Origin of the sequence: Actinomadura sp. 6N118 (assembly GCF_044326415.1) — a bacterium.
In the GTDB taxonomy this organism is placed as follows: Bacteria; Actinomycetota; Actinomycetes; order Streptosporangiales; family Streptosporangiaceae; genus Spirillospora.
Genome location: NZ_JBIRAZ010000013.1, coordinates 231,633 through 241,882, shown reverse-complemented (window position 1 = coordinate 241,882; position 10,250 = coordinate 231,633). Strand labels below are relative to the sequence as shown.

Sequence of the window (10,250 nt, the reverse complement as noted above, 5' to 3'; positions counted from 1 at the left end):
GGAAGGGCGGTCCGGTAGGCGGCGGGAGAGAGTCCCCAGGGCTCACCCGACGGGTGCCGACTCCTGTTCATCGAGCCAGGCCACTATGCCCTCCAGGGCATCGCGGCAGCCGCCGCAGCCGGTGCTCGCCCGCGTCTCGGCGGCGACTTCCGCCGCCGAACGCGCACCTTTCTCCCAGCACGTACGTATTTGCCCCTTTGAAACGTTGTTGCAGTGACAGACCGTCGCGGCGTCCGGCATGCGCACCGGTGAATCGGCGGTCTGGACGCCGCCCATCCCGGGGAAGAACAGGCTGAGCCGGTCGGCGGGCAGCGGCGCCGCCCGGTCGTAGAGCTGGGTGAGCGTGCCGGCGGTGCTCGTCTCGCCGAGCAGGATCGCCCCGATCACCCGGTCGTCCCTGATGACGACCTTCTTGTAGGTGCCCCGGCTGGCGTCGGCGAACTGCATGACCTCGACGTCGGGATCGTCGTCGCCGTGGTGGGTCTCCCCCATCGCCGCCAGTTCCACGCTGGCGGCCTTGAGGCGGGTGATCTGCCGCGCGCCGGTGAACCGCGCGCCGGTGTCCGCCCCGGTGAGCACGTCGGCCAGCACCGTCGCCTGCTCCCAGGCCGGCGCGACGAGGCCGTAGACCACGTCGCCGTACTGCGAGCACTCCCCGATCGCCCGGACGGCCGGATCGGTGACCGAGGTCAGCGTCTCGTCCACCACGACACCGCGGTCGATCTCCAGCCCGGCGGCGCGGGCCAACCCGACCTCCGGCTTCACGCCGCAGGCCATGACCACCAGGTCACCCGCCACCACGTCGCCGGATGCCAGCTCGACCCCGGTGACCCGCGCGCCGTCGGCGCCGACGCGCAATCCGGTCACGTTGGCCTCCAGGAGGGCACGGATCCCCAGGCGGCGGAGGGTCCGCGCCAGCACCTTCCCGGCCCCGGGGTCAAGCTGGCGTTCCATGAGGTGGCCGGCCAGATGCACGACCGTCACCTCCAGCCCGCGTCCGGCGAGCCCGCGCGCGGCCTCGATGCCCAGCAGGCCGCCCCCGACCACCACCGCGCTCCGGGCGGTCGAGGCCACGTCGAGGATCGCGCTGCAGTCGTCTAGGGTGCGGAAGGCCACCGCCCCGGCGGGCAGGCCCCCCTCCGTGCCCGGGATCGGGGGCACGAACGACGTGCTCCCCGTGGCGATGACGAGCGTCTCGTACGGCGTGACGCTGCCGTCAGAGGCGTGCACCTCCTTGGCGTCACGATCGATGCGGACGACCTCGACGCCGAGCCGCGCCTCGACGTTGTTGCGCTCGTACCAGGCGGGGTCCACCAGGCCGATCTGGTCCGGTCCCGCGATCCCGGCGAGGACGTTCGACAACAAGACCCGGTTGTAGGGCTGCTGGCGCTCGGCACCGAACACCGTCAGCGGCGTCTCCCGGTCCCGGTCCCGCAGCTCGGTGACGAACCGCGATCCGGCCATCCCGTTGCCGATGACGACGATGCTCACAGCTTCGCTCCGTTCGGTGTCTCACTGGCGTCGGTTGCAGTGACGTCGGTTGCAGTGACGTTCGAGGACTCGGCTGGTTCGAGGCGTACGGCGCACACCTTGAACTCCGGCATGCGCGACATGGGGTCGAGGGCGGGGTTGGTGAGCAGGTTCGCCCGTTCCGCCCCCGCCCAGTGGAAGGGGATGAAGACCGTGTCGGACCGGATGGCGTCGGTGAGCCGCGCCCGGACGGTGGCGGTGCCCCGCCGGCTGGCCACCCGCACTCCGGACCCGTCGTCGATGCCCAGTCGTTCGGCCAGGTCGGGGTGCAGCTCCACGAACGCCTCGGGGGCGGCCTTGACGAGCGGCCGCACCCGCCGGGTCTGCGCGCCGCTCTGGTACTGGGCGAGGACGCGGCCCGTGGTGAGGTAGATCGGGTACTCGTCGTCCACGTCCTCGGCCGGGCCGTGGTGCTCGACCGGGGTGAACCGCGCCCGCCCGTCCGGTGTGGCGAACCGGTCGAGGAACGGCCGCGGCGTCCCGGGGTGATCTTCCCCGGGGCACGGCCAGAAGACGCCGCCCTCGGCCTCGATCCGCTCGTAGGTGATGCCGGAGTAGTCGGCCAGGCCGCCCGCGCTCGCCGCGCGCAGCTCGTCGAACACCTCGGCGGGCTCACAACTCCACTTGCCCGGGGAGTCCAGCCGGTCGGCGAGCGCGGCGAGGATCTCCAGGTCGGACCGGACCCCGGCCGGGGGCCGCACCGCCTGCCTGCGGCGCAGCACCCGCCCCTCCAGGTTGGTCATCGTGCCCGACTCCTCGGCCCACTGCGCGCTCGGCAGCACGATGTCGGCGCGCTGCGCCGTCTCCGAGAGCACGAAGTCGGCCACGACCAGCAAATCCAGCGCGTCCAGCCGTTCCTCGACGGCGGAGGCGCGCGGCGCCGACACCACCGGGTTGGAGCCGAACAACAGCATCGCCTTCGGCCCGTCGGCGGTGCCGAGGGCCGACAGCAGTTCGTACGCCGACCGTCCGGGACCCGGAAGGCTGTCAGGGTCCACGCCCCAGACAGCGGCGACGTGCTCACGCGCCGCGGGGTCGTCGATCTTGCGGTATCCGGGCAGCTGGTCGGCCTTCTGGCCGTGCTCGCGGCCGCCTTGACCGTTGCCTTGCCCGGTGAGGCACCCGTAACCGGAGCCCTCCCGGCCGGGCAGGCCGAGGGCCAGCGCCAGGTTGATGAACGCGGTCACCATGTCGGTACCGCGGGCGTGCTGCTCGGCGCCGCGGGCGGTGAGGATGAGGGACCGGCCGCCGCGGGCCAGCAAGCGCACCGTCTCCCGCATGTGCGGCACCGGCACGCCGGTGATGCGTTCCACCCGGTCGGGCCAGTAGCCGTTCACCACGGTCCGTACGGCCTCGAACCCGTTGGTCCTGGCCGCGATGTACTCCTCGTCCACCAGCCCCTCGGTGAAGGCCAGGTGCAGGAGCCCGTTGGCCAGGGCCAGGTCGGTGCCGGGCGTCGGCTGAAGGTGCAGGCCGGCCTGGCGTGCCGTGGCGGTACGGCGCGGATCGACCACGATCAGCGCGCCGCCGCGGTCCTGCATCTCGGTCAGGTGGCGCATGAACGGAGGCATGGTCTCGGCGACGTTGCCGCCCACGACCAGGATCGTGTCGGCCTGGCCGAGGTCGGTGATCGGGCCCGGCAGGCCGCGGTCCATGCCGAACGCCCGGTTGGTGGCCGCGGCGGCCGACGACATGCAGAAACGCCCGTTGTAGTCGATCTGCGAGGTGCCCAGTGCGATCCGGGCGAACTTGCCGAGCTGGTAGGCCTTCTCGTTGGTGAGGCCACCACCGCCGAAGACCGCGATCGCGTCCTTGCCGTGCGCCGCCTGCAACCGCCCGGTCTCGGCGGCGATCCGGTCGAGGGCCTCGTCCCAGCCGCACGGCTCCAGCGGCGCGCCGCGCCGCGCACGCATCAGCGGGCTGGTCAGCCGGTCCGGGACCGTCAGCATCTCCGCCGCCGTCCAGCCCTTCTGGCAGAGGCCCCCTCGGTTGGCGGGCACGTCCTCGCGCGGCGTGACCTGGACGGGGCTGCCGCCCAGGGTCATGCCGCACTGCAAAGCGCAGTAGGGACAGTGCGTCGGGGTCTCGGTCATGTCCCGAGAGTGTTCGGGGGGCATTTCACGCTTGCGTCCCGCTTGTGACCCGGATGTTAAATGCCGCTCACGCGCTTCCGTTCTCCAAGGTCAGACTGGTAGGACGTAGACGTGGCGCGCGGCGATCACGTGTCGAGCGTTGTCGGCGTCCACCAGGGCCCATTCGTCGCCGCCCGGCCCCATCCCGAACGGATTCGCGGTACCCCTCCGATCTCGCGTACGGAAGTGGTCCCGGTGTCCGGCTGCGTCCGCGCGGCCCCGGCCGGGGCCGCTTAACCTCGGTCTATGCCCGACCTTGCTTACTATGCCTCACTGCCGCGCACCCGCGGCGCAGCCGCGGCCCTCCTGCTCGACGACCTCGGGCGGGTCCTGCTGGTGAAGCCCACCTACAAGGAGGGCTGGTTCCTGCCCGGCGGGGTCATCGAGGACGGCGAGTCGCCCCTGACCGCCTGCGTGCGGGAGTGCCAGGAGGAGCTCGGCTTCGTGCCCCGCCTGGACGGACTGGTCTGCGTCGACTGGGGGTCCCCCCGCGGCGGCGTGGACGCGGTGAACGTGTTCGTCTTCGCCGGTGTCATCACGGCCGACCAGGCCGCCGCCATCCGGCTGCCCGCCGACGAGCTCTCCGACCACGTCCTGGTGGCCGTCGAGAAGATCCCCGAGCTCGCCCCGCCGCATATCGCCCGCCGCATGGAACCCAGCCTGCGCGGGCTCGCCGAGCGCCGGGCGATCTACCTGGAGGACGGCCGGGAGCCCTCCTTCGTCGCTCTGGGTGACGGCGAAGGATAGAACCCGCGGCAGGGTGGGTAGATCGCGTACGGAACTGACGGATGGGAGAAACGGAGGGACCGTCGATGGCAGCCTGTGAGGTCTGCGGCAACGACTACGCGATGAGCTTCGAGGTGCACGCGCAGGGGGCGGTGCACACCTTCGACTCGTTCGAGTGCGCGATCACCCGGATGGCGCCGATCTGTGAACACTGTGAGTGCCGGATCCTCGGCCACGGAGTGGAGGTCGACCGGCGCTGGTACTGCTCGGCCCACTGCGCCCGCAGCGCCGACCCGCGCCGGGCCGAAGCGCTCGTCGATCACGTGTGACCTGGCGCTGAGCAGGGCGGCCGGGCCTCGCGCCCTCACATCACGCGCCGGGCGCGGTGCAGCAGAGTTATCACTGTCGCATTACGTGAAACACACCGGCGAAACTCGCGGCTCCTAGCGTCGGCCACGCAAAGCCACCGACGAGGAGTCCCGATGACCGTCACGACCGAAGTCACACAGAAAGGCCGCGGGCGGCCACTGACCCGGATCAAGGGTCACTGGATCGACGACTGGCGGCCCGAGGAGCCCGAGTTCTGGGCCAACGGCGGCGCCAAGGTCGCCCGCCGCAACCTGATCTTCTCGATCTTCTCCGAGCACATCGGGTTCTCGGTGTGGACACTGTGGTCCGTGCTGGTGCTGTTCCTGGGTCCGGCCTACGGCATCGACCCGGCCGGCAAGTTCATGCTCACCGCCGTCCCTGCGCTGTTCGGCTCCGTGCTGCGGATCCCCTACACGTTCGCCGTCGCCAAGTTCGGCGGGCGCAACTGGACGATCTTCAGCGCGGCGCTGCTGCTGGTCCCCTCGGTGCTGGCCGCGTTCCTCATCGAGCCGGGCGTCTCGTACTCCACGCTGGTGATCCTCGCGGCGATCGCCGGTGTCGGCGGCGGCAACTTCGCCTCGTCGATGGCCAACATCAACGCCTTCTACCCGCAGCGTCTCAAGGGCTGGGCGCTCGGCATCAACGCCGGCGGCGGCAACCTCGGCGTCGCCGCGGTGCAGCTCGTCGGCCTGCTCGTGCTGGCCACCGCGGGCAAGGACCACCCCGGCCTGGTCGCCGGGATCTACATCCCGTTCATCGTGCTGGCCACCCTCGGCTCGGCGCTCTTCATGGACAACCTGTCGCAAGCCCGCAACGACAAGCGCGGGATGCGCGACGTGAGCAGGGACCCGCACACCTGGATCATGTCGGTGCTCTACATCGGCACGTTCGGCTCGTTCATCGGCTTCGGCTTCGCGTTCGGACAGGTCCTGCAGGTGCAGTTCAAGTCCGACTTCCCAACGCCGATCGACGCCGCCTACCTCACGTTCCTGGGCCCGCTGCTCGGTTCGCTGATCCGTCCCTTCGGCGGCGCGCTCGCTGACAAGCTCGGCGGCGCCAAGGTGACCTTCTGGAACTTCGTCGCGATGGCGGCCGCCGCGACCGTGGTGCTGATCGCCTCGCAGCAGAAGTCGCTGGCACTGTTCCTCACCGGCTTCATCCTGCTGTTCGTGTTCAGCGGCCTCGGGAACGGCTCGACCTACAAGATGATCCCGGCGATCTTCCGGGCGAAGGCTGAGCTGGGCGTCGCCAACGGCGGCGACGCGGGCGCGGCCGAAGTCGAGTCCCGCAGGCTCGCGGCCGCCCTGATCGGGATCGCGGGAGCGGTCGGCGCGTTCGGCGGCGTGCTGGTCAACGTGGCCTTCCGGCAGTCGTTCCTCACCTACAAGACCGGGGACGGCGCCTACATCGCCTTCATCGCCTTCTACGCCCTGTGCTTCGCACTGACCTACGTCGTCTACATCCGCACGCACAGCAGGAAGCTGGTCGGAGTCTGATCCAGCACAGTCTGATCTCCAGCCGGTCAAGCGCGCCGGCCGCGTACCCGGCGACGTCCGGGCGCGGCCGGCGCGCCGCGTGTCGCGAGGCTGGGCGCCTCCTGAGGGAGATGAGGGCGAACTGCCTCCTCCACCGGCCAGCCCGGTGACCGGCCCGAGGAGCGCAGCACCGCCTCCCAGGCGTCTCCCGGGGCCAGCGGCAGGTGCGGGACACCCCAGTGCCACGCCGAGACGAGCAGCTCGGGGTCACGCGGCCGGTAATCGGCCCCGATCGCCCTGGCGAGGTCCCAGGCGTGCAGGTGCCATTCGACGCAGGCGGCGCCCGCGTGGTCGCCCACGGTGTACTTGGTGCCGCGATAGATCAGATGGGTGCGGTCCCACATGTCCGGCATCAGGTCGGCGTAGGCGCCGGCCGACACCGTGAACGCCATGATGCGCGACGGCCCGGGTTCGGGGGGCAGGACCGCGAGCTCGGTCGCGTTCTGCCGGGCCTGCTGGCGGATCAGGACCGCGGAGGCGGCGTCCTGGGCGAACAATTTGGCCAGCCGGCTGTCGGGCGAGTCCTGGAGGTATTCCAGGAAGTTCTCCGCGACGCAGCGGAGGTGACCGGCCAGGTCGCAGGCCAGCCAGTCCGTGCACGGGGTCGGCACGTTCCAGTCGCCGACCCTGTCCGCCAGCGACCGGATCGCCTGTACTCCGTCCTGATAGGACTCGAGTACGCGATGCCGATCAGGCGGCGTGCGCTCCACGTGACTTCCCCCCGCGTTAAGAGCACCGTGATGTTCGTACGGCCCTGACGCCGGGCGCTCCGGCCACGCCGGCACGGTCCTCCCCCCGCGGCCGGTGCGGGAAGCCCCCCGGCGATCCCCGAGAAGGTAGATTCTCAGAACTCGGCGGCCGGTGCCACCCGGTGTGAATGCTGTGTCGCGAAGCCGCGACCGGAGCCACGGCCCCGGCGGGCGCTCAGACGGCGGTCGCAGGCCGGACGCGGAAGGCCATCCGGTGCTGCTCGCGCGCGGTCCGCAGGCGGTCGACCTCGCCGGTCAACGGCGTGACGGCCGGGCGCGCCTTGGCCTTGCGGCGGGCGATCTCGGCGGCCCGCCTGGTCTTGGGATCCGCCGACTCCGAGACATAGGTCTTCGTCCCGGCGGCGGCCCTCTCAGCGGCCTCGGCGGCCAGCAGCACCTCGGTCAGGGCCTTGTCGAAGGCGATGGCGAGCTCGTGCAGCTCGGTCTCAGTGCCCCCCTCGGTCTCGGCGGTGCGCAGCGCCTTCTCCGCCTCGGCGGCCTCGGCCAGCCGGTCCTTGTAGGTGCCCGCGAGCCGCTGGTCGGCCTCGTACATCTCCATGACTTCCTTGTTCACACGGCGGCCCAGCGGCATGGGGTGACTCCTTCGAATCCCGGCGTTCCAGATCCAGCTCCGGGTAAGCGTACGCCCAGGCCCCGGCGTGTCGCGGCGCGGGACGCCCAACTCGCGCCCTTTACGCAGTAAGGTCAGGTCATGGTCCGACAGCCGGCGATCAACGCCCAGAACCGCGCACCCCTCAGCATCGAGCGCATCATCGAGGCCGCGCTGCAGATCGTGGACGGCCAGGGGCTCGGCCGCCTCACGATGCGGCGTCTCGGCGACGCCCTGGAGGTGGAGGCGATGGCGATCTACCACCACCTCCCCCGCGGCAAGGAACAGCTCCTGGACGGCCTCGTCGCCCACGTCGCCATCGCCCCCGCCGAGACGCGGGGCGCAGCGGGCTGGCGCGAGGCCCTGCGCGGCTGGGCCCGCGTCTACCGGGCCCGGCTGCTCGACCACGCCGGGGTGCTGCCCCTGCTGGTCACCCGCCGCAATCCGGCGGCCCTCGCCACCACGACCGCCTCGCTCCAGGAGGCGCTGCGGCTGGGCGGGATCCCTGAGGCGGCGGCAGCCGTCGCCGCGCACACCCTGCTCGGGTACGTCATCGGGCACGCGGCGCTGGAGGCACGCGGCACGCCGGACGGCTCCGGCGAGACGGTCGACTGGAACGCCCGGTTCAACGGCGGGCTCGACCTCATCCTGGCCGCCATCAACCCCTGACGCCGCCGCCTCCCCTTGGTAGCCGGTAGTACCGGTGGCATCTGGCCGCAATAGGTCTGCTCCGGCGGGAACTCCACCTCATGCTCCAGCCGCTCGGGCAACTCGGTCATCGCCCGGCCGGCGCCCGGATCGGCCGCCCGGCCGCCCGGGAACAACGCGTCGTCGAAGCAGGCTGCGAACAGCCGCACAGGCCAGGACGCGAATCAGGGTGAATCGTTTGTCCGGCGGACGGCGTGTCGTTCTCCACCCTTAATCGATCAAGCGGAACATAATGAGTGGCACCTCAGGGTGAGGCGGGTCACAGCCATCCGGTACCCCGGTACCAAAGCACAACCGTCCCAACGGGCTATGGCCGCGACGATGCGAACCGCATCACACTGGGGAACGTCATAAGGACGACACCAAACCGCACCGAAGTTGAAGACCGGAGGCACGCTGATGTGCCCGCACCAGCCACCATGTCCCTCTCCTGACGGACCGAACCGCGACGCCGCGCGGACGATCGTGCACCACCCCGAGCAGGGGTGGAGCCTGCTGTGCAACGGCGTCGTGCTCTTCGAGGACACCGGTGAGCTGCTGCCCGACGGGGAAGTCATCGCACCGCACCGGCCGACGGATCTGATCGCTCCGTCTGCCGCCTGAACTGTCCCATACGGGGGACTAGTCCAAACGGGTGATCATCCTCGGGGGCAAGCTCACCTGCCCGAGACCTCTGGGCCGACTCGCGGCCCAGAGGGGCACGACCCCTCAGTTCGCATGACCCTCAGTTCGCACGACCCGCTACGACGCCCGCTCCGTGCGGGCGTCTCTTGCTAGGTGCGTGCGGCGCGGTCAGCGGGTGCCGCTGGAGCGGATGCCGCTCCAGCGGCGCAGCCACGGCTCCGCGGCGGCGCCAACCGCGGGCGGATCCTTCGTGAGATCGTGCCGCTCGCCCGCCAGCACGACGACCTCCGCGGCGTCCGCCGGATCGGGGACGCCGAACGGGTCGCGGTCGCCGTTCACGACGAGGACCTCGACCCCCGCCGAGCGCAGCTCGTCCGCGCGCGACCGCTCCGGATTGCGCGGCGGGTGCAGCGGGAAGGCCAGCGCGATGACCCCGGCCGCGTCTGCGGCCCGGGCGGTCCTGCACGCCACCCGTGCCCCGTTGCTGCGCCCGCCTTGAACGAGCGGCACGGCGCCGTGGCGGTCCCGCAGCAGCTTCATGACCTCTAGCCAGGCCTCATCCTGCTTCACTGCAGGTCCGGGCGCGCGGCGGCCCGCCAGCCGGAACGGCTGCATCACGCGCGCGACGGCCCCGCCGAGGGCGAGCGCGACGTCCCGGACGGCCAGCAGATCGGGGGCGTCCACTCCCCCGTTCGACCCGTGGGTCAGCACCAGCAGGAACGAAGGGTCGCCGACCTCGTCCAGGGTGACCTCCGCCGGGCCGTGGGCCGTGACGATCCGCATGTGACCAACCGTAGCCACCGGGCACCGGTGCGGCAGACTTGCCCCATGGTAAAGATGACGGAAAGTGAATGGCGAGCCTTCGTATCCGAGGGGACCCGCACCGGGAAGATCGGGCTGACCCGCAAGGACGGCAGCCCGCACGTGACGCCCATCTGGTTCGTGCTGGACGGCCCCGACCTGGTGTTCAACACCGGCAAGGACAGCCTCAAGGGCCGCATCCTGCGGCGTGAGCCGCGAGTGGTGATCTGCGTGGACGACCAGGAGCCGCCGTTCTCGTTCGTCCTCATCAAGGGAGAGGCGACGCTGTCGGACGACCTTGACGAGATGCTCACCTGGGCGACGGCCATCGGCAGCCGCTACATGGGTGAGGACAGGGGCAAGGAGTTCGGCGAGCGCAACGCGGTGCCCGGCGAGTACCTCGTGCGTGTGCGGATCGACAAGGTCGTCGCCGAACGCGACGTCGCGAACTGATCCCTCCGAGGTC

General features: G+C 71.0%; 11 protein-coding genes. 6 read left to right on the top strand and 5 right to left on the bottom strand.

The annotated features are described in order from the left end of the window. Positions 1 to 42: 42 nt before the first annotated feature. Positions 43 to 1,491 (bottom strand): FAD-dependent oxidoreductase, encoded by a 1,449-nt coding sequence (locus ACH34W_RS31695; protein ID WP_395964805.1) that lies wholly within the window; start codon positions 1,489 to 1,491, stop codon positions 43 to 45. Continuing rightward, positions 1,488 to 3,623, bottom strand: a complete 2,136-nt coding sequence (locus ACH34W_RS31690) for a molybdopterin oxidoreductase family protein (RefSeq protein ID WP_395964804.1) — start codon at positions 3,621 to 3,623, stop codon at positions 1,488 to 1,490. Before ACH34W_RS31690 ends, ACH34W_RS31695 begins: the two co-directional genes overlap by 4 nt. A gap of 285 nt (positions 3,624 to 3,908) precedes the next feature. Here ACH34W_RS31690 and ACH34W_RS31685 point away from each other — a divergent pair, with 285 nt between their 5' ends. The 3 genes from ACH34W_RS31685 to ACH34W_RS31675 all read left to right on the top strand — a co-directional run bounded on the left by ACH34W_RS31685 (position 3,909) and on the right by ACH34W_RS31675 (position 6,253). After that, complete coding sequence (locus tag ACH34W_RS31685) at positions 3,909 to 4,409, top strand: NUDIX domain-containing protein (RefSeq protein ID WP_395964803.1); 501 nt, start codon at positions 3,909 to 3,911, stop codon at positions 4,407 to 4,409. 65 nt (positions 4,410 to 4,474) lie between these two features. After that, positions 4,475 to 4,717, top strand: a complete 243-nt coding sequence (locus tag ACH34W_RS31680) for a hypothetical protein (RefSeq protein WP_151570856.1) — start codon at positions 4,475 to 4,477, stop codon at positions 4,715 to 4,717. Between the two features lie 153 nt (positions 4,718 to 4,870). Further along, complete coding sequence (locus tag ACH34W_RS31675) at positions 4,871 to 6,253, top strand: nitrate/nitrite transporter (protein ID WP_395964802.1); 1,383 nt, start codon at positions 4,871 to 4,873, stop codon at positions 6,251 to 6,253. 26 nt (positions 6,254 to 6,279) lie between these two features. Here the strand turns inward: ACH34W_RS31675 and ACH34W_RS31670 are convergent, their stop codons facing one another. Both ACH34W_RS31670 and ACH34W_RS31665 read right to left on the bottom strand, forming a co-directional pair. Next, the gene (locus tag ACH34W_RS31670; protein WP_395964801.1) at positions 6,280 to 7,002 is read right to left on the bottom strand and encodes a maleylpyruvate isomerase N-terminal domain-containing protein; all 723 of its coding nucleotides are present in this window, start codon (positions 7,000 to 7,002) and stop codon (positions 6,280 to 6,282) included. A gap of 214 nt (positions 7,003 to 7,216) precedes the next feature. Next, positions 7,217 to 7,633, bottom strand: coding sequence for a plectin (locus ACH34W_RS31665; RefSeq protein WP_395964800.1), 417 nt, complete (start codon positions 7,631 to 7,633; stop codon positions 7,217 to 7,219). Positions 7,634 to 7,753: 120 nt separating this feature from the next. On the opposite strand from ACH34W_RS31665, the gene ACH34W_RS31660 reads away from it, so the two are divergent. After that, positions 7,754 to 8,320, top strand: coding sequence for a TetR/AcrR family transcriptional regulator (locus ACH34W_RS31660; RefSeq protein ID WP_395964799.1), 567 nt, complete (start codon positions 7,754 to 7,756; stop codon positions 8,318 to 8,320). Positions 8,321 to 8,758: 438 nt separating this feature from the next. After that, positions 8,759 to 8,962, top strand: coding sequence for a DUF5999 family protein (locus ACH34W_RS31655; protein ID WP_151570952.1), 204 nt, complete (start codon positions 8,759 to 8,761; stop codon positions 8,960 to 8,962). 189 nt (positions 8,963 to 9,151) lie between these two features. On the opposite strand, the gene ACH34W_RS31650 is transcribed toward ACH34W_RS31655, so the two are convergent. Beyond that, positions 9,152 to 9,766, bottom strand: coding sequence for an alpha/beta family hydrolase (locus ACH34W_RS31650; protein ID WP_395964798.1), 615 nt, complete (start codon positions 9,764 to 9,766; stop codon positions 9,152 to 9,154). A gap of 54 nt (positions 9,767 to 9,820) precedes the next feature. Between ACH34W_RS31650 and ACH34W_RS31645 the strand changes: the two genes are divergently transcribed. Further along, a complete protein-coding gene (locus tag ACH34W_RS31645) occupies positions 9,821 to 10,237 on the top strand; it encodes a PPOX class F420-dependent oxidoreductase (protein ID WP_395964797.1) in 417 nt (138 codons plus the stop codon). Positions 10,238 to 10,250 lie beyond the last annotated feature (13 nt).